Raw genomic sequence first — 18,906 nt, forward strand, 5'->3', positions numbered from 1 at the left:
TGATGGTTTTCGTCGACTCAACCTTAGCATATAGGCGCACCCAATGGGTGAAACACCAAAGCAGCGCAGTCCCGTGTGAATCATGGGATTGCGCTGCTTTTTTGAAATTCTATGAATAATCCAGGTATTATTAGGATCGACTTTTCGCGGCAGTTTATGGTACTCATGATTATATCCGCTTGGATACCGAAAGAAATCACTTTGTTTATCAACCGCCTGTAATTGCTTTAGGAAATGATCAACGTTGTCTCCAACAGTCTTAGGAACGGAATCATCATTTTGACGTTCAATGATTGGTCTTATTTTTTTCCAATATGCACTATAAACATAATGACTATTCAAATTACAACCAAGCGCCTCTATCTCTGAATATGGAGATGAAGCTAGCTGTTTTAATTCGAGTTCGACAAGATGTCGAAGTGTAAACAGTTCTGGAAAAAACGTCTTTGGAACCTGAGTCTCCGGTTCGGTTGAAATTAGAAACTCACTGACTTCCAAGTAGCCACGGATAATGGGATAGTAGTTATTCTTCCCGCTATTAAAGGATGTCAACCCCTCAAGATAAAAATTTCCAGTACCACTTGCAGCGGCAGTGAAAAAAATTGGATCTGGAAAATTTGTCGGTACCTCATCACGATATTCTTCATTATTGGGGAAAGTACAACGAAGGATAGCATAGGCAATTACCAATTTATCTGCGGTCCAAAATACATCGACAAACCGTGGTGGCTTAGCCCCCAAAAATTCGGGCGTAAGCGGATAACGAAATAATGTCGAATTTCCATCCCAATACTCACAATTTTTGATGTATGCGATAAGCCATCGTCGTTCATTTTCAGGGATATTATCCAATCCCCCGCGAACATTAATTTCTTCAAGAAGTGCACTAATTCGGTGCCTGAGGTCCTGAAACATCGCTTGAATAGTAGGCTTAGATTTTATTATTGTGTAGAGCTTGGCCTTCAATAGCAATTCAAGTGATTGACGAAACATAAACAATGTTGCCATGAACCACATGTCGTCTTTTACATTATCATGTCCTGATTGAACAACCTCAGTTGCAAGTCGATACGCTGCATGATAGTACTCATCCGCAAGTTTTAGATAATCACGGTCGTGTCGGCCGCTCCAGACTATTTGTATTCCAACTTTATCAGGCAGTTTCCCCCAGAAATCAAGTGCCTGTTCTGGCCATAATCGATTATAATCAAGGTTACTTCTCCATTCGCCGTCCGCCAAATTATTCATCTCGCTTCCATCCGATTAATATGACCAATCAGTATCGTCAAACGCCTTTAAAAGAACCATATCATCTGCATAACGCATACTTAGATCATTATCAATTCCTCTGTGAACAAAGTTTCGAATGGAAATGTTTGGAAAATCGTCCATTCGTGTCCGGTTCGTCATAACAAAATAAAGTAGCTTCGTCAGCGAATACATCTCATTACATATTTTATAATTTTCAAATCCAATCAGTTCTAAGCATGGATCAATGAAGGTCCCTTTGACATCAGTTCCTTGACGTGTCAAGTCGCTATTGACTTCTTTGACCAACCCTAAATCCGAAACTTTAGCAATTACTGCATCGTCGTATTCGAAGATGATAACATTATTCAATGAAATATCGCGATGCAATAATCCGCGCGTGTGCAAATATCTGATTCCCGCTAGGATTTGATGTGCAATGCTTTTGCGCTTGCTTTGACTTAACTCGGCATGGCTTCTCAAATATTGTTGCAGTGTACTCGTTCCCCACTCCATCGAGTACTGATTTTTTTCCGTGTCGAATCTGTAGACTTTTAGGATGTATGGCGAGTTTAAACGAGCAAGATCATCGAATTCACGTCGGAACCGAGTAATTTCTTCAGGTCTCGAATCCTTTTTCAGTCGTTTAAGACCAAACCAGCAGTTATACTCATAATCCTTATATCGATACACTTTTGCATACGCACCCTCACCCTTCAGCTTTAAGCTTGAAAATCGATTAATATTATTCGTGTGAAGTATAATGTTATTGGCAGGTGTACAGATAGCTGCGTACTTCTGAATAATAAGTGGTTGATAGTCGGATGGTATCTCACTACCATCCGACTTTTGAAGAAATTTCTCGCATGCTACCAACCAGTCTGCATATGCCGATGCTATTTCATACGCGTAAGTAGTGCCGCGTAATATCTGCATATCCTCATGCCACATTTCAATCCAATCGAGTAACTCACGACTCTCATTAGCGTTGAAGTGACGGTTTGTTTCAAACTTGTCATTCATGAACTCCCCCAACCGGTTCAGAGAGTATTGCATTTCGGCTAGGTAGGTACACATGCCTGAATTATGCCAATCACGATATAATTGCACTTCTTGAAGCGTCTCTGTCATATTTTGAAAATAAAGAGAAGCACGCTCCAAATGTGCTGATAACATCATCTGTATGTTGTCCACAATTTCTCCCCCAAGTAACGCAGCAGCATCTTAATTCGCATAATCAAACAAGCATAAATCATTTTATTCATTGAATATACGCCTAGATTTCATCCGATGGCGACTACTGAGTCTTCACATTCCTCATTACCTCGCCTAAATCAAATGCTTCGACAATTTGAATTGTACATTGTCGGCAGAAAATCCTAAAGCTTTGTATAGCCAGTGGATATCTCCCCGTGCAAGCCCATATTTATCCAGACGTCATGAATTGAGCGCACGCGTGCCTCGTCCTCTACCCATACTCTGATGTTGATAGTTCGAGCTCACTGATAGGTTGCGAAGTGAACGAAGTCAACTATGGTTGCTTCGTCAACACAGGCAAAGGCGTTGTCGCTTCCACTCACCCGCACTCAGCAATCAAATTTTTGATCTCCGATAGTCCCGGCTGGTGGTTGGGTAAGTTGGTTGCTCACAAATATTCTGATTGCATATATCAGTATCTTCTAGTTGTGCCTGTCGAAACGTCGTCAATCATCCCACCATCCTTTGACTTTCGAAAAATCGCATCACTTATGATACGGACTCCCAATATTGATCATAAACGCCCGGTACACCTGCTCGATCAACACCAAGCGCATCAGCTGATGAGGCATGGTCAGCTTACCAAAGCTCAGGGTGTTGTCGGCGCGCTTCATGACTGCCGGCGACAATCCCAGCGAACCACCAATAACAAAGTCGATATCGGAGTGGCCGTAAGTCGCCAAGTCATCGATTTCTTTGGCAAAAGCTTCAGAGCTACGTTGCTTGCCTTCGATGGCCAAAGCGATCACCCAATCGCGGTCTTTGATCTTGCCCAAGATCCGTTCGCCTTCTGCTTCTTTGACTTGCATCATCTCAGCTTCTGATAACGACTCCGGCGCTTTCTCATCTGGGACCTCGATCAGCTCGACTTTGGCGAATTTACTCATGCGTTTCTTATATTCGGCGATGCCGTCTTTGAAGTACTTTTCCTTGAGTTTTCCGACGGCGATTATTTTTATATTCATTAGATTTCCACGCTCCTCACGGTTTCAGTATACTAAAGATTCTAGTGAAAACCGGATTGTAAACATGGTAGCCTTCAACTTTACGTGAACTTTACATTAGAATAGTTGTGCGCGTTCGGGTTTTAGCGCAAAATAGTAATGTTGAGTCAATTTTGGAGAGGGTTAATTCATGACCGTAATTAAAAACATCGCCAAAGATCGCGTGTTGCAAATCACCGCTGCTTTGGCGGTGCTCAGTCTGTTCTTTGCCAGGCCGCGCTTGGCAGATATCAACTTTTCCACGTTATTCTCGATTCTCGGGATGATGACCGTCATTCAGATTTTCGAGTACCTACATATCCTTGACTATTTTGCTTATCGTCTCACCAGCCGCGCGAAAACGACCCGCCAGCTCACCTGGATGTTCGTCTTGCTCGCGCTTGGTGCCGGGATGTTTCTCACCAACGATGTCACCGTGTTAACGCTTGTACCGCTGTACTTGCGGATCGCCAAGAAGTTCAACCTCTCGGAGATCTTACCGGTGACCTTGATCGGGATGGCCGCCAACTTTGGGAGCGCATTCACACCATTCGGGAACACCCACAACATTTTCCTGATGAACCATTATGGCATCAATGTCGCCACGTTCTTCACGTGGTCGATCCCACTGTTGATTGCCAGCCTGCTGTTGATTACCCTGTTTGTCTTCTTCATCCGCCCGACACCACTGCCGGCGACCGGTGTCGAAGACATCCGGATCCAGACGCGTCCGACCATCGTGACCGTGATCGTCGCGCTGATCATCTTCGGTGGGGTCTTAGAATTCATCCCCAGCTGGGTCGGCGCCGTCGCCGCGATCGCGTTGGCGTTTGCCTTCAACAAAAAGATCCTGCTCGATGTCGACTACGCCGTCGTCTTGACCTTTGGTGGCTTCTTCGTCATCGTCTCGGTGTTGCGCCAACTGCCTTGGGTGGTGACGCTGATCTCCGGGTTGGTGGCAACGGAGCACTCGGTTTTCCTCACCAGCATTTTCTCCAGTCAGATCATCAGCAACGTCCCATCGACCGTGCTGATCGCCAAGTTCACCAACTTCCAAGAAGCCTTGTTCCTCGGTTCCAACATCGGGGGCTTGGGCACGGTGGTCGGGAGCATGTGCAACCTGCTGGTCTTCAAGCAGTACACTGAATTTGGCAACAAAGACGCCGGGCGCTTCTTCCTCGGCTTCTCCTTCTTGAACTTCCTCGGCCTGGCGATCTTGGCCGGCCTAGGCTGGATCATCTTGGATTTCGTCTTCTAACTTCAACATCAACAAGGGGCTGCGATAAATACCGCAGCCCCTTTTATGTACCCAAATATCCCAGTGATGTGACGTCCTCAAAGGCCGGCATTACGTTGCCAGTTACACCAGCCTTTTTAATTTACCCCAGCGCGTCGAGTTTTTCGATGTCTGCTTGGTCCAACTCAAAATCAAAAACGTCAAGATTCTCCCGCATGTGGGTCGCATGCATCGCCTTGGGTAATGGTAAATATCCATGACTAAGAGACCAAGCGAGTAAAATTTGCGAAACCGACTTGTGGTACTTGGCTGCTATTTCTTGGTAGATCGGCACCCGGAAGGAACGCCCCTGGCCAAAAGGACTGTATGCTTCAGTCACAATGTTGTGTTCGCGATCATAGCGCGTCGTTTCTGGTAAAGTTTCTTGAGGATTCAACCGGATCTGATTGACCATCGGTTGCACTTCGGCTTGCGTGAACGCCGCTTTAAAATGCGCGGGATAAAAGTTAGACACGCCTAGCGCCTTGATTTTGCCTTCGTGATACAGATCTTCCATCGCACGCCAACTGCCAGCCACATTGGTTGCCCAGTCAGCAACAGGACGATCAGGCACAGGATATTCGTCCACCATCGCCTGCCAAGATTCTGTGTCTTGTTCTCGCTTCGACGGCACCCGATCAGCAGGGCTATGGATCAAATACATGTCGATGTATGTTAACCCCAGTTTGTGCAGTGAGGTCTGGAATGCGGCTTTGGTCGCATCATAACCTTGATCATCATTCCATAACTTGGTTGTGACAAAGATCTCGCTGCGGGGGATCCCACTGGCCTTGATCCCCTGCCCCACTGCTTCTTCGTTGCCATAAACTGCAGCTGTATCGACGTGCCGATACCCCACTTGTAAGGCCGCTTTGACGGTTTCGACCCCCATACTGTCGTTAGGCACTAGCCATGTTCCAAAAGCAATTTTGGGAATCTCCAAACCATTATTTAACGTATAAACATGATCAGCCATTTTCTCGCCCTTTTCTTATCACTGGAATCTTGTCATGTGCATGTCTCGCTGTCATTATAATCTTTATTTTGTGACGCTAACATAAAGAAAGTTCCGGCAAGAAGTGAGGTAACTCCTCGCTTCTCGCCGGAACCGACCACCTATCCAACGATTGCAAACAACAATGCGGCGACGATTCCGCCTAGCAGCGGTCCGATCACAGGGATCCAGGAATAGCCCCAATCAGACCCGCCTTTATTGGCGATCGGCAACAGCTGATGGGCGATCCGCGGACCGAGGTCCCGGGCTGGATTGATCGCATACCCGGTCGTCCCACCAAGCGACAACCCGATCGCGGTGATCAAGATCCCGACCCCAATCGGCATCAGCCCCTGGGTCCATTGGCCTTTGCCAAATGCCAGCAACGCGAATACCAACACCAAGGTGCCCAAGAATTCACTGAACAGGTTCGCTAACGGGCTGCGGATCGCCGGCCCGGTGGCAAAAGTCCCCAAGATCGCAGCTTGGTCTTTGGTCGCCTGCCAGTGTGGATAGTAGTGTAGCCACACCAGCACCGCCCCGATGAACGCCCCGAGTAGCTGGGCGACAATGAACGGGATCACGCCGGCCCAAGGAAACTTGCCGATGATGGCAAACCCGAGAGTAACGGCCGGGTTCAGGTGGGCAGGGCCGAGGAAGGCGGCGCAGTAAACCCCGAGGGTGACTGCCAGGCCCCATCCTAGGGAAATGGCGATCCAACCGGCGCCTTGGGCCTTCGACTTGTTCAGACTGACGGCGGCAACGACGCCATCCCCGAGCAAAACCAAAACCAAAGTCCCGATGAACTCTCCGACGGCTTGGGTCATGATAGGATCATTCATGGTGACTTCCTCCTTCGGCAACTTGACTGGCCTTGAGCGCATGCAAGGCGGATTCTGAGATCGCTTCTTCAACGAGCTGCATCTGCGCGTGCTGCGTGTCGTCGTCCCAATCCAGCAACTTGCCCATCTCAGCGACGATCGGGCCGGCGAGGTTAGAGACTTCTTGGGCGTGGAACAACAACAGGTTCGTGCGCCGCAACAGATAGTCCACCGGCGTCAGCGTCATCTCTTGATCGACACTGTAGCGCAGGCTGATGGTTTCTTTCAGCGACAAGCCGCTGGCGGCGCCATCAGTCGCGTAGGTCAACACCCGTCCGGTATTTGACCCGTAGCGTGCCGCCAAATCGACGGCATCAGCGTGGGGTACCCCGATGTCCTCGGCCAGCCGGGCAAAATATCTCAGCGATTCCGCCACCGTGTTGGCGTCAAAATGACCGCCGGAAACCTGTAGCCGCGCGGCATCGATCTGGCTGCTGTGGACGCCGTGCTTGGACAGCAGCAACCGGCGGATCAGCGTCATTGCCCCAGTCGCCATTTTGCGATAATCGGTCAGCTTGCCGCCTGCCAGCGTCAGCATGCCGTCATCTTCCACTTCCAAAGTCGAGCCGCGCGAGATCGTCGACGGCGCGGCTTCTGCGTGTACCGGTTGCAGGTCTTTGAGCACCTTTTCAACGTCTTGGCGGCTGGCGGTGCCGCCTTCATACCGCGCCACGACATCGATCACTTTGTCGACGCTGGCGGTGCTGAACGGCTGATTGCTGCCACCGCTGTAGTCGGACCCGGCGTTATTGTCGATCAGCGGCCGCAACCCCGCCCAGCTGGCCTCGATGTTATCGAGGGTGACGTCGGCGGTCGGATAGCGGCGGTTGATTACCGCCAGCAGGTAGTCGACGTCGGCACGGTCGACGCGCGGATGCGCGAAATCGCCGTGGTAATCGGTGTCGGTGGTCCCAAAATACGTCTTGCCTTCCCGCGGCACGACGAAGATCATCCGCCCGTCTTGAAGGCCGGAGTCAAAATACGTCGGTTGCGACACGAACAACACGCTGTCGTCGACCACCAGGTGCACCCCTTTGGTCGGGCGCATCTGCGGTGCCACCTTCAGCGCTTCGTCGCGTTCACGCAGCGAATCACTCCACGGCCCGGTGGTGTTGATGATCAGCCGGCTGTTGATGGTGAACTCCCCACCGTTGAGATGATCGTGCACCTGCACGCCGGTGGCCTGGCCGGTGGCATCGTGCAGGATGTTGACGGCCTCGACGTGGCTGACGATCAAGGCTCCGAGCTCGTCGGCCTCTTTGATATTTTCGATTACCAGCCGCGAATCGTTGTTGACATAGTCGAGATACACGCCGCCACCTTTGAGGTTTTGCGCGTCTAATCCCGGCTCCCGCGCCAACACGGCGTCGCGGTCCAGCATGTAGTTGGCGTATTGCGTGCGGGTGATGTCGGCGAGCCGATCGTAAAGATCCATCGCGACTTTGATAGAAAACATATCAAACGTCGCGCCGGGCTCTGCGTAGATCGGCAGCAACATCGGGGCGGGCTGGGGAATGTGTGGGGCGATGTTGTGCACGATCGCCCGTTCTTGGACGGTGTCTGCCACCACCCCGACATCGAAGGTTTTCAAATAGCGGATCCCGCCGTGAACGAGCTTGGTCGAACGCGAGCTGGTGCCTTCCGCAAAATCTTGCATCTCGATCAAACCGACGACCAAACCGCTGGCGGCGGCTTGCAAGGCGACGCCGGCGCCGGTGATGCCGCCGCCGATCACGAGCAAATCGAGCGTCTGGCTCTGGAGCTGATTAATGGTTGCAGGACGCGTTTTGGCTGAAAAAGTCATGTGGCTTACCTCCTAAAGATCCAGGTCTTAACAAAGGTGGTCCTGACGGCATTTTCACGAGCAGTTGTAAGCGGCAATTGGGGATTTAGCGTTTGAAAGTTTCCGTCGCCTGCACGGCCTTTTGCCAGCCGGTATACAGATAATCGCGGCGGTCGGCTGGCATGGTCGGCTCGAAGCGTTTGCCAATGGCGGCAATGTTTTGCAACTCATCAGTGTTGGCCCAGAACCCAACGGCCAACCCGGCCAGGAACGCCGCCCCCATGGCGGTCGTCTCGAGGTTGGCGGCCCGTTCGATCGGGGTACCCAAGATGTCAGCTTGAAACTGCATCAGGTAATCGTTGTTGGCGGCCCCGCCATCGACGCGCAACGTCGGAATGGTGATGCCGGTGTCTTTGTACATGGTATCGACGACATCGCGGGTCTGATACGCCAGCGACTGCAACGTCGCCTTGATGAAATCTTCGCGGGTGGTGCCGCGGGTGATGCCAAAAACCGCCCCGCGCGCATCAGGATCCCAATAAGGTGCCCCCAGTCCGGTGAAGGCCGGCACCACGTAGACCTCGTCTTGGCTCTTAGACGCCCGAGCCGCGGCTTCTGACTGCGGCGCGGATTCGACCAGCTGCATGGCATCGCGCAGCCACTGGATCGCGCTGCCGGCCACGAAGATCGATCCTTCCAAGGCATAGTGGACCTGGCCATCGATGCCATACCCGATCGTTGTCAGCAAGTTGTTGGCCGAGATCGTCGGCTTCAGCCCGGTGTTCATGACGATGAAAGCCCCGGTGCCATAGGTGTTTTTGACCATGCCTGGTTCCAACGCGAGCTGTCCGAACAGCGCGGCCTGCTGGTCCCCGGCCATGCCGGCGATCGGAACACCGGAACCGTAGAAGTGATAATCAGCCGTCATCCCGTAGACCTCAGAGTTGCTGTGGACCTCCGGCAGCATTGCCTTGGGGATGTTCAAGATCGCCAAGATGTCGTCGTCCCACTGCAAGGTGTGAATGTTGTACAGCATGGTCCGGCTGGCGTTAGTGTAGTCGGTGACGTGAAAAGCGCCGCCGGACAGCTTCCAAGAAAGCCAGGTGTCGATCGTGCCAAACAGCAACTCGCCGCGCTCCGCCCGCTCTTGGGCGCCTTCAACGTGATCGAGGATCCAGCGGATCTTGGTCGCGGAAAAATACGCATCGATCAACAAACCGGTGTGGTCGTGGATCAAGTCGCCGTGCCCGGCGGCCTTGAGATCGTTGGCGATGTCGTTCGTCTGCCGCGATTGCCAGACGATCGCGTTGTAGATCGGCAGGCCGGTTTGCTTGTCCCACACCACCGTGGTTTCCCGCTGGTTGGTGATCCCGACCGCCTTGATCTGCCGCGGCTGGATGCCGGAGTCGATGAACGCCGTGGCGATCGTCGACAACACCGCGTTCCAGATCTCGTTGGCGTTGTGCTCCACCCAGCCTGGTTGCGGAAAATACTGGGGAAACTCCCGTTGTGCGTCTGCGATTTTTTGCCCGTCGTGGTCGATGATGATAGCACGGGTGCTCGTCGTGCCTTCATCGATCGCCAGGATATACTCTTCTGCCATAATGCCCTCCTTGAATGGTGGGAAAATTCCCATATAATACCGCTTACAGATTTTATCATAGCGCGTTGCTACCGGCAGGTCTAATAATTAGCTTGTGCTCATTCGCACATAAGTCCAATAAAACGTCCGTCCTTCGCCCGATGTATGCGCGTCCAAATCTTGGTAAGCTAGGTTCATCGGGGGTGGGAATCGTGAAACATTGGCAGAAAAAAGCGCTTTGGGCAACCTTGATCATCGTGTTGGCCTTGGTCGTCACGCCTTGGCTGACGCGCAACCAAACCACGACTTCTGCGGCGGCGCTGGATTATCTGAACCCGCTGGTGCGCGAAGAGACGGTCTACGTCTCCCCCGCCACCAATTCGGTTCAGTGGCACGCCAACAACCACGGCGGCATCGACTATCGCTACGAGGTCACCAGCTACGACGCCAGCGGTTGCCCGCGGGCATTACAGCTGACCGTCAGCGACCAGCCGCTGGCCCGCAACGCCTACTTAGCCGTCAAGACCAAGGGCCAAACCGTCCTTGGCTGGCACCGCGTTCCCGCATCCCAAGTCCCACCCAGCGCCTTACATCATCTCCAAGAATAACGGCCGCAGCATTGGTTTGTTGCAGCTGCGCTAAAGACAATGAATCCCCTCGCAAGGGGATTTTTGTTTGGACTGACACTGCCGGGTGTGAGCAAAAGTGACTCCAGCAGGATCAATCTGTCGTGGAGAGAGTGCTCAATGGAGCTAACTCTCCGCTACGCTTCGAGTGGATCTCCATCTGCGCCTTGCTGTAAGCGACAAGTCGCTAACGCAATCTCACCACGTCAGATTGACCTACTTCCGCCACTTTCGCTTACACCCTAGATTCTGCATATTTGGTCGCTTGTTCTAACGGCTAGATCACGTTTTTGATTAATCGGAATTCTGGCAACTCTATATCCGATCTTTCACAGACTTACGAATTTGTATCGCCAGAGCTCCTCAAGTCACATTAGTGTTGTGATCAGGCAATCGGATGTCGTCCGGAAGCAGGAAGCGGGATAGTGGCGCGGAAGCGGAAATGGTAGTATGCCGTGACAACGTCTGTGCGACAGCTTTGCAGGATTTTGGGGATTAGCGTCGGCAATTTTGGAGACACGAAGCAGGTTCAAAATTAGTCATCAGAATGCTGACCGTCATCCTTAATATGATACGTGTGACACGCAACCATCCAGGGTGTGGGTGAAAGCGACGGAAGCATGTCAAGCTGACGTGGTGGCACGGTTGTTGGCGACTTGTCGCCATAGAATGAGCGCAGGCGGAGATCCACTTCGTCACAGACGAAGTTAGCTCCACCGAGCACCGTCTCCACGACAGATTAACCTGCTGGAGTCGCTTTCGCCCACACCCGTCCGCAACCAAGCACAAAAAAGCCCGCGACCATATCTCATCAATGAGGTTTGGTTGCGGGCTGTTGATTTAGAGTTGTTCACCGTTAGACGCGATGACTTGTTGGTACCAATTGAAAGAATCCTTCTTCAGACGCTTACCGCTACCGTGGCCTTGGTCGTCTTGATCGACGTAGATCAGGCCGTAGCGTTTCTTCATCTCGCCGGTCGAAGCGGAGATGATATCGATCGCGCTCCAAGGCGTGTAGCCAATCAGGTCGATGCCGTCTTCGACCACCGCCTTTTCCATCTCCAACACATGGTCGCGGAGGTAGTTGATGCGGTAATCATCATGCACCTTGCCGTCTTCGACCTTGTCGTAGGCGCCATAGCCGTTTTCCACGATGAAAAGTGGCTTGTGCCAGCGCGAATCCATCCAGTTCATGCCGTAACGCAGGCCGACTGGATCGATCTGCCAACCCCAGTCGGAGCGCGGCACGTAAGGATTTTTGACGACCGAGTTGGACTCGTCGTAGTCGTAATCTGGGTTATCTTCTTGGTAAGCGACGGCCAGCGAGTTGTAGTAGGAGAACCCGACGTAATCGACCGTTCCGGCCTTGAGCGCCGCGCGGTCAGCGTCGGTGATCTCGACGTGGTAGCCTTTGCGCGCAAAGTACTTGCCCAGCCATGCCGGATACTCGCCTAACGCCTGTACGTCGCCATAATAATAGCGATAGCGCATGGCGCGCTCGGCCATCATCACGTCTTTGGGCTTGGCGCTCAGCGGGTAGATCGGCGTCATGGCGATCATCGCGCCGACTTGCAAGGTCGGGTCGATCACATGCGCCAGCTGCACGGCCTTGGCGCTGGCAACAAATTCCAGGTGCGCGGCCTGGAACATCGCCTCTTCAGCGTTGTCGTCTGCGTCTAGCAACAAGCCGGAATTTTGCAAAAGCGGATGCGGATCGCGCCAGTCCGCCTGGTTGTTGATCTCGTTGAATGTCATCCAATATTTGACGACATCGTGATAGCGCTCGAAGCACACCTGCGCGAACTTCACGAAGGCAGCCACGACTTTGCGGCTGCGGAAGCCGCCATAAGCTTGGACGAGATGCAGCGGTATTTCGAAATGCGACAGTGTTACGATCGGCTCGATGCCGTATTGGCGGCAGGTCGCAAACAGGTCGTCATAAAACTGAAGGCCTTTTTCGTTGGGCAAGGCCTCGTCGCCGTTAGGAAACAGCCGCGTCCACGCGATGCTCGTACGGAAACACTTGAAGCCCATCTCGGCAAACAGGCGGATGTCGTCTTTGTAGGTGTGGTAAAAATCGATCCCCCAGTGATTCGGATAGATCTGGTCTGCTTGAGGCAATTCGTCGACCAGCCGCGGGATGTCTTTGGCCCCGGCGCGCATCACGTCTGCGATCGACACGCCTTTGCCGTCTTCTTGCCAGGCACCTTCGACTTGGTGAGCCGCCACGGCGCCACCCCAAAGAAACCCAGCGGGCATCTGATACCCTTTAGTCATCTGTTACACGCTCCTTATCTTCCGTAACACAACGGCGGTCTCCCCCCGAACACCGCCGTTATGCTGAGTGATTATTTTTCTGCGAGCCGCTTGTACAAGTCGACGATCTCACCGGCAAGATCCCGGAAGGTGATTGCGGTCATCAGATGGTCTTGGGAATGCACCATCAGCAACGTGACTTGGGCGTGTTCGCCGCTGGCTTCTGCCGTCAGCATCTTGGTCTGGCTGTTATGTGCTTCGACCAAGAAGTTATCTGCTTCTTTGAGTTTGGCATCAGCGGTGTCGAAGTCGCCTTTTTTTGCCGCGGCGATCGCTTCGAATGCGGAGCTCTTCGCGTTGCCACCGTTGATGATCAGGCCCATGACGGCCTGCATGTTTTCGCTGTTTTCTTCTTCTGCCATGTTGTCCTCCTGAATTGCGTTGTGATGACGGCTTTTGGGAAAGCGCCCGCGTCATCTATCATACCCACAATGTGCACCTCCGCTTTCACATTCGATGTCGGGGAGACGTCCAGTCTTCTTCGTTGCCAAAGGATCCCCACTGCGCTGTAACGCAGCTATCGAATATGAAAGCGGAAGTGCACATCACCAACTGACCTAGTTATTGGCGTCGATCGCCCGCAGCGCTTCTTTAAGCACCTTTTCGCCGTTCATCATGCCGTAATCTTGCATGTCGATGACTTCGACGGGAATATCGGTCGCCTTTTGCTTGAAGCCGTCGAGCATGAAGCGCACTTGAGGGCCAAGCATCAAAATATCTGGGTGCTTTTCGGCAAGCTTGTTGTCTGCATCAGTGGATGCGGTTGCAAAAATGTCGGCTTCAACACCGTCTGCCTCGGCAGCCTTTTGCATCTTGGAAACCAACAGACTGGTGGACATCCCTGCAGAGCAAACTAACATGATCGTTTTCTTAGCCATAGTGAACTTCTCCTTTTTTTTGCCAACTTTTTGCCTCAAACACTTAAAGCGTTTTCAATACAATGCTATAATAATACATGGGTACAAATTAAACAAGTACTTGCAACCAAAATTCGTCCAAGTTTGAAGGTGATCTACATGTACCATGAAATTGCCGATCAGTTGATCCAAGCGATCACCAACGGTCAATTCACCAGTAAGCTTCCCACCGAAGCCAAGCTGATGGCGCGCTTCGGGGTCTCACGCAACACGATCCGCCGAGCGATCGACGTCGTCTACCAACAAGGCTTGCTGCGGCGGGTCCAAGGCTCCGGCTACTATATCAACCACGTGCAGCTCAACTCCAAGCACGCCGTGAACCTGTCTGTCGGCGCCGGCAAGCCGCTGGTCAAAAACTCCCCGCGGCCGACCAGCAAGATCGTCACGTTCGACAAGGCCCTAGCCGGCACGATCCCGCTGGCCAAGCAGTTCAACGTCGAGGCCGATGCTGAAGTCTACCGCGTCGTGCGGCTGCGGTCGATGGATGACGTCATCTACGCCTTAGAGGAGTCTTATTACCTTACCAGCATCGTCCCGTTCCTGTCCACTGATAGCATCAACTCATCGATTTTCGATTTCCTGGCCGAGACGTTCAACGTCAGCGTCGTCGCATCAGACGACTATTTGTCGATGACTTCTCTAGAACCCGATCAAGCCGAGCTGTTGGGCCTGCAGCCCAACGACCAGCGTTTAATGCTCGCACAGATGAACTACACCAAAAACAACACGCTTTTCAACTTCTCAAAAGCGATCTACGCCGATCCAGAAATGAGCTTCTACTTCCACTCAGCCCACCTCGCCAGCAACTAACTGCTGGTCTGCATTGAGGTCGGGTGTGGGGATAGCAGCGCGGAGGCAGAAATGGCTGTATGCCGTGACAACGACAACGTCTGTGAGACAGCTTTTGCAGGATTTTCGGCGTTGTCGTCGGCAATTTTGGAGACGCAAAGCGGCTTCAAAATTAGTCGTAAGACTGCGAAGCAGGCCGAAGACGGCCGCACAGCATACAGCCATTTCTGACGCAGCAGAGCTATTCCCCTACCGCCTGGAGGACGGCCACACACCACTACCAAACCGGTAATTTGTAAAGGAGACTACTTACTATGAGTCAAGCACTGCCACACGGCTTCTTATGGGGAAACTCGACGTCTAGCATGCAAACTGAAGGCGGCGTAGACGAAGGCGGCAAGGGCCAGTCGGTTTACGACATTCGGCCGGCAACGGCTACCACCAGCGACTGGAAAGTCGCGATCGACGAATATCATCGCTATGAAGAAGACTTCGACCTCATGCAACAAGCCGGGATGAACGCCTATCGCTTCCAGATCTCTTGGAGTCGGGTGTGCCCGACCGGCGACGGCGAGTTCAACGCGGAAGGCATCGCTTTTTATCGCGAGCAGATCAAGGCGCTGTTGCAGCGCGGCATCACCCCGATGATCTGCCTGTATCATTTTGACATGCCGCTGTCATTGGCCAAGCGGTACAACGGCTTCATGAGTCGCCATGTCGTTGATGCCTTCGTGCGGTATGCCAAGCGCATGGTCGACGAGTTCGCCGCCCAGGTGCCTTATTGGATCACCTTCAATGAACAAAATCTGTATTTTGGCAGCGGCGCCTTCGATATCGCCGGCTATCTGCAAGGTGAGCGCACCTTGCAAGACGTCTACACCATCAACCACCACGTGATGGTCGCCCACGCGCGGGTGGCCAACTATCTGCACGCCACGACGTCTGCTCAGATCGGCGGCATGCTCGCGTATGAAGAATGCTATCCCGCCACCAGCAATCCGCAAGACGTGCTGTACGCCCGCCAGATCGACGAATTCATGAACCATCACCTGCTGGATGTGTTCGTGCACGGCCGGTATTCGGATGAAGTCTTGACCTACGCCAAAAACCACGGCATCGACTTTGACTTCACAGATGCAGATCAGGCAGAATTTGCCAGTCTGACGTCTGATTTCTTCGCCTTTTCTTATTATCGCAGCCATCTCATCGATTCGTCGCGCGTGCCGGTCAACACCGCGCCTAACTTCTATCTCGATCACGGCATGGTGCACAATCCGTACACGCAAGCCAACGAGTGGGATTGGAACATCGACCCGCTGGGCTTTCGCGATATCCTCGATAAGGTCTATTCCCGTTACCACCTCCCGATGTTCCCGATCGAAAACGGCATCGGCATCCGCGAAGTCTCTGACGGCAAGACGCCCATCCAAGACGATTACCGTATCGCCTACCACCGCGCCCACCTGCAGGCACTTAAAGACGCCGTGTTCCAAGACGGCGTGCCGGTCATCGGCTATCTCGGCTGGGGGTTGATCGACATCCCCAGCTCTTCTGGTAACATGGACAAGCGCTACGGCATGGTTTACGTCAACCGAACTAACCATGACCTGCGCGACCTGCGGCGGACACCCAAGAAGTCTTTTGCCTGGTTTAAACAAGTCATCGCGTCTAACGGCGCACAATTAGATTAATAACCTTCGCTGGTCGTCGCAAGATGGCCAGCGATTTTTTGATTAAATGACATTCAGTCACGCACCTGTCGCAATCGACATGTCACCGATTTCATTATTTAGTGATTTTATTATCCCTACGTAACATTGTTGTCATCTCAATTGTTTATGCTTAAAGCAGTTAATCAGAATAACGGAGATGACGTTCACGACACCACGCAGGAGGGATCACAATGAAATTACGGCTCACGGCCTTGGCCTTAGCGGCGCTGATCGCGTTAGGCGGCGGTTATTATTATAACCACCACCAACAAAATGACGCGACCACGGCGACCGTTCAAAGCGCCACAGGGGCTGTCGACCACCTCTATCGCAACCCGACACATAGTCTCCCCGCAACCGATCTGACTTCTCAAAAAATTGCTCACGCCAAAAAGTCCTTAAAGCAGGTACCAACCACCGCGCTCGACGCCAGCCAGCGCCAGCAGATCAAACAAGCCCAAACCGAGCTTGATGCCGCCAAGCAAATGCTGGCGGTAACGACAGCGACGCAAACGCCGATCACCGCCACCAAGACCTATCAAGCATCCGCGCAAGAAGCGCTGACGGCGTACCAAAAACTGCAACAGGCCAAGCCGGTGTTCACCCAGGTCTACCAGCAGCCGGTCAGCGAGCTGGCCGACGCCAAAACGGCAGCCGAAGCGGTCACGGATCTGCAAACCGCCAAGGAAGTGACGCCCAAGGCGATTTTCAAAACCGAAGAAGCGGTTTCCAAGGTCGCCGCGCCGGCCGATTCAAAATTCCCAGAAACCGCATCGAGCGTCGTCGATTCCGCCAAGCAGAAGCTGACGACTCCCCCTGCAGACCAAACAGACGCCGATCAAGCCAGCAGCGCCTCACAAGCGACATCGAGCAGTAGCAGTTCAGCGACGGCGCCGGATAAAACCACGGCGACGTCAACCTCCAGCAGTAGCGCGACGAGTGCCAGCTCGGCATCAAGCACTTCTGAATCCAGTAGCAGCAAATAAATAAACACCTCTGTTTCGCACTTTTGCGGCACAGAGGTGTTTTTGGTTAAAAATGCACGACAGTATACCATTGGTTCGCGTACGCACCATAGGCTTCAGGGTTAAACCCAGACAGCGCAAAGCCGACCAACGCCACCAGCACCCCGACGGCCATCAAGCCAGCCGCAAGCCGCCACACGGAGAGCTTCTTTTTCATCCGAGTACCGCCTTTCTCTGCGTGAATTGGGTCGCCAACAGCGCAAAGCCCCAGCGGTGGATTCGGATCCCGATCCGGCACAGCTGGTAGGTGATGGCGCCAAGCGCCACCCCGGCGCCGATCAGCCCTAATCCGACGCCCAACTCAGTCAAACCTAGAAACGGCGCGTGGATGAAGGCGACTGGACTCACCAGCGCCGACGCTCCCCCACCGAGGACAAAGCTACCGGCCAGAATGCCGGAAGTCAGCGGGATCATCCACAGACAAAGCTCGACTGCTAGTCCCACCGCCCCGGCGGCCAAAAGCAGCGACCCCCATAACGGCGACCCTAAGATGATCAGCGCCCAAAACACGATCCTGCGTCCGGTTGCCGGCTGGTGAATGGGCGTTGCCGTTGCGGCATAAACCACTTCTCCGACCGAACCCATCGCCGCAACGGCGTCGGCTTCGCTGCGACCATCTGCCATCAAGTCGCTGATCATCTCATCATAATCATGACACAACCGGCTGATTTTCCTTGCCGGTACGTGTCCGGCCAACCCTGCGCGCAAGCTGGCCAAAAAGTCATTGCGTGTCATCATACTACCCCCTAATTTCTGCCAATACCCCGTAAAAATTATCGAAACTTTTTCTTAATTGTGCAGCCGTTCACGACATGTCGCCATGTCATAGGATACAATGCAAAGTATGCCGGCACCTCGGCCTGGAGGCGGATATTCAGCGCGCCGGTAATGAATTATGATAGAATACATACATATTGATCACGGAGGCAAAATATTGAGAAAACGCATCTTATTCGCCATTTTCACCAGTTTAGGCGCTTTATTTATCCTGGCTGGCTGCGCTAATCGGCAAGATAGTAGTGCCTTGGGTAGTGTCTACAAAGTCGCCGGCTACACCGCCAGCGGCAAGACCCACCCCGCTCCGAAATCCGTCGCCATGACGCTTTACATCAGCTCGGACGACGATCGCGGTGTGCTTTCCACTGCCACGTTGGACCACGCGCCTTATTATCGACGCTACGAGATGCTCACTCGCAAGACTTCTGGTGACAAAACCAAGCTGACCAGCACCGGCGAAGTGACTGCCCTGACTTTTAATAATGCATCTGACGCCCGCGACGGCGTCAATCCAACCCAATACTCGTATTCGCAAAAAGGTGACGCCAATTCCGCAGGCAGTTACACCAAGACTGCAGAAGGCTTAGACCTGCACCTGGGCAAAACCATCTGGCATTTCAAACGCACCGAAAAGAAAACTCGCTTCCAACTGCCTTATGGCATCGCCAGCCAGGCCAAAAACGCCAAGGTTGACAAAGGCGACTAACCGACAGCATTCAAATCCGGTAAACAAAAAGGTG

The 18,906-nt window shown here is 52.9% G+C and carries 19 protein-coding genes; 7 read left to right on the forward strand and 12 right to left on the reverse strand.

Annotated features, from left to right (window positions below; all coding sequences use genetic code 11):
• From ACYVRB_RS11745 to rlmH, 3 genes are all read right to left on the reverse strand, one after another.
• Positions 1–1,248: HEPN domain-containing protein (locus ACYVRB_RS11745; RefSeq protein ID WP_461215578.1), on the reverse strand; the 1,248-nt coding region annotated here is incomplete at its 3' end.
• Positions 1,249–1,263: 15 nt separating this feature from the next.
• Positions 1,264–2,442, reverse strand: a complete 1,179-nt coding sequence (locus ACYVRB_RS11750) for a protein kinase domain-containing protein (protein ID WP_461215579.1) — start codon at positions 2,440–2,442, stop codon at positions 1,264–1,266.
• A 548-nt stretch (positions 2,443–2,990) separates the two neighbouring features.
• Positions 2,991–3,470, reverse strand: coding sequence for a 23S rRNA (pseudouridine(1915)-N(3))-methyltransferase RlmH (rlmH, locus tag ACYVRB_RS11755; protein WP_461215581.1), 480 nt, complete (start codon positions 3,468–3,470; stop codon positions 2,991–2,993).
• Positions 3,471–3,639: 169 nt separating this feature from the next.
• Between rlmH and ACYVRB_RS11760 the strand changes: the two genes are divergently transcribed.
• Positions 3,640–4,746: an SLC13 family permease gene (locus ACYVRB_RS11760; RefSeq protein WP_461215582.1), complete on the forward strand. Its 1,107-nt coding sequence runs from the start codon at positions 3,640–3,642 to the stop codon at positions 4,744–4,746.
• Positions 4,747–4,867: 121 nt separating this feature from the next.
• On the opposite strand, the gene ACYVRB_RS11765 is transcribed toward ACYVRB_RS11760, so the two are convergent.
• The 4 genes from ACYVRB_RS11765 to glpK all read right to left on the reverse strand — a co-directional run bounded on the left by ACYVRB_RS11765 (position 4,868) and on the right by glpK (position 10,025).
• Entirely contained in the window at positions 4,868–5,740 is an 873-nt protein-coding gene (locus ACYVRB_RS11765; protein ID WP_461215584.1) for an aldo/keto reductase, read from the reverse strand.
• Positions 5,741–5,880: 140 nt separating this feature from the next.
• Positions 5,881–6,588: an MIP/aquaporin family protein gene (locus ACYVRB_RS11770; RefSeq protein ID WP_461215611.1), complete on the reverse strand. Its 708-nt coding sequence runs from the start codon at positions 6,586–6,588 to the stop codon at positions 5,881–5,883.
• A gap of 4 nt (positions 6,589–6,592) precedes the next feature.
• Complete coding sequence (gene glpO / locus ACYVRB_RS11775) at positions 6,593–8,443, reverse strand: type 1 glycerol-3-phosphate oxidase (protein ID WP_461215586.1); 1,851 nt, start codon at positions 8,441–8,443, stop codon at positions 6,593–6,595.
• A gap of 85 nt (positions 8,444–8,528) precedes the next feature.
• Entirely contained in the window at positions 8,529–10,025 is a 1,497-nt protein-coding gene (gene glpK, locus ACYVRB_RS11780; RefSeq protein ID WP_461215588.1) for a glycerol kinase GlpK, read from the reverse strand.
• 191 nt (positions 10,026–10,216) lie between these two features.
• On the opposite strand from glpK, the gene ACYVRB_RS11785 reads away from it, so the two are divergent.
• Positions 10,217–10,612, forward strand: coding sequence for a YxeA family protein (locus tag ACYVRB_RS11785; protein ID WP_461215590.1), 396 nt, complete (start codon positions 10,217–10,219; stop codon positions 10,610–10,612).
• Between the two features lie 858 nt (positions 10,613–11,470).
• Here ACYVRB_RS11785 and ACYVRB_RS11790 read toward each other — a convergent pair.
• The 3 genes from ACYVRB_RS11790 to ACYVRB_RS11800 form a co-directional block, all read right to left on the reverse strand.
• Entirely contained in the window at positions 11,471–12,907 is a 1,437-nt protein-coding gene (locus ACYVRB_RS11790) for a 6-phospho-beta-glucosidase (RefSeq protein ID WP_461215592.1), read from the reverse strand.
• A gap of 71 nt (positions 12,908–12,978) precedes the next feature.
• Positions 12,979–13,308: a PTS lactose/cellobiose transporter subunit IIA gene (locus ACYVRB_RS11795; RefSeq protein ID WP_461215594.1), complete on the reverse strand. Its 330-nt coding sequence runs from the start codon at positions 13,306–13,308 to the stop codon at positions 12,979–12,981.
• Positions 13,309–13,503: 195 nt separating this feature from the next.
• Entirely contained in the window at positions 13,504–13,824 is a 321-nt protein-coding gene (locus ACYVRB_RS11800; protein ID WP_461215595.1) for a PTS sugar transporter subunit IIB, read from the reverse strand.
• Between the two features lie 138 nt (positions 13,825–13,962).
• On the opposite strand from ACYVRB_RS11800, the gene ACYVRB_RS11805 reads away from it, so the two are divergent.
• From ACYVRB_RS11805 to ACYVRB_RS11820, 4 genes are all read left to right on the forward strand, one after another.
• Entirely contained in the window at positions 13,963–14,673 is a 711-nt protein-coding gene (locus ACYVRB_RS11805; RefSeq protein ID WP_461215596.1) for a GntR family transcriptional regulator, read from the forward strand.
• 51 nt (positions 14,674–14,724) lie between these two features.
• Positions 14,725–14,883 carry a hypothetical protein gene (locus tag ACYVRB_RS11810; protein ID WP_461215597.1) on the forward strand — a complete coding sequence of 53 codons (159 nt, stop codon included), beginning with the start codon at positions 14,725–14,727 and terminating at the stop codon, positions 14,881–14,883.
• Between the two features lie 83 nt (positions 14,884–14,966).
• Positions 14,967–16,343, forward strand: a complete 1,377-nt coding sequence (locus ACYVRB_RS11815) for a glycoside hydrolase family 1 protein (protein ID WP_461215599.1) — start codon at positions 14,967–14,969, stop codon at positions 16,341–16,343.
• A gap of 212 nt (positions 16,344–16,555) precedes the next feature.
• Complete coding sequence (locus tag ACYVRB_RS11820; protein ID WP_461215601.1) at positions 16,556–17,350, forward strand: hypothetical protein; 795 nt, start codon at positions 16,556–16,558, stop codon at positions 17,348–17,350.
• A gap of 46 nt (positions 17,351–17,396) precedes the next feature.
• Here ACYVRB_RS11820 and ACYVRB_RS11825 read toward each other — a convergent pair whose 3' ends face one another.
• On the reverse strand, positions 17,397–17,546 hold the full coding sequence (locus tag ACYVRB_RS11825; protein WP_461215603.1) for a hypothetical protein: 150 nt from the start codon (positions 17,544–17,546) through the stop codon (positions 17,397–17,399).
• A complete protein-coding gene (locus ACYVRB_RS11830; protein ID WP_461215605.1) occupies positions 17,543–18,127 on the reverse strand; it encodes a DUF1700 domain-containing protein in 585 nt (194 codons plus the stop codon). Before ACYVRB_RS11830 ends, ACYVRB_RS11825 begins: the two co-directional genes overlap by 4 nt.
• A 196-nt stretch (positions 18,128–18,323) precedes the next feature.
• Between ACYVRB_RS11830 and ACYVRB_RS11835 the strand changes: the two genes are divergently transcribed.
• Positions 18,324–18,872, forward strand: coding sequence for a hypothetical protein (locus tag ACYVRB_RS11835; RefSeq protein ID WP_461215606.1), 549 nt, complete (start codon positions 18,324–18,326; stop codon positions 18,870–18,872).
• The last annotated feature ends 34 nt before the right edge of the window (positions 18,873–18,906 follow it).

It is taken from the genome of Lacticaseibacillus boliensis, assembly GCF_054784775.1.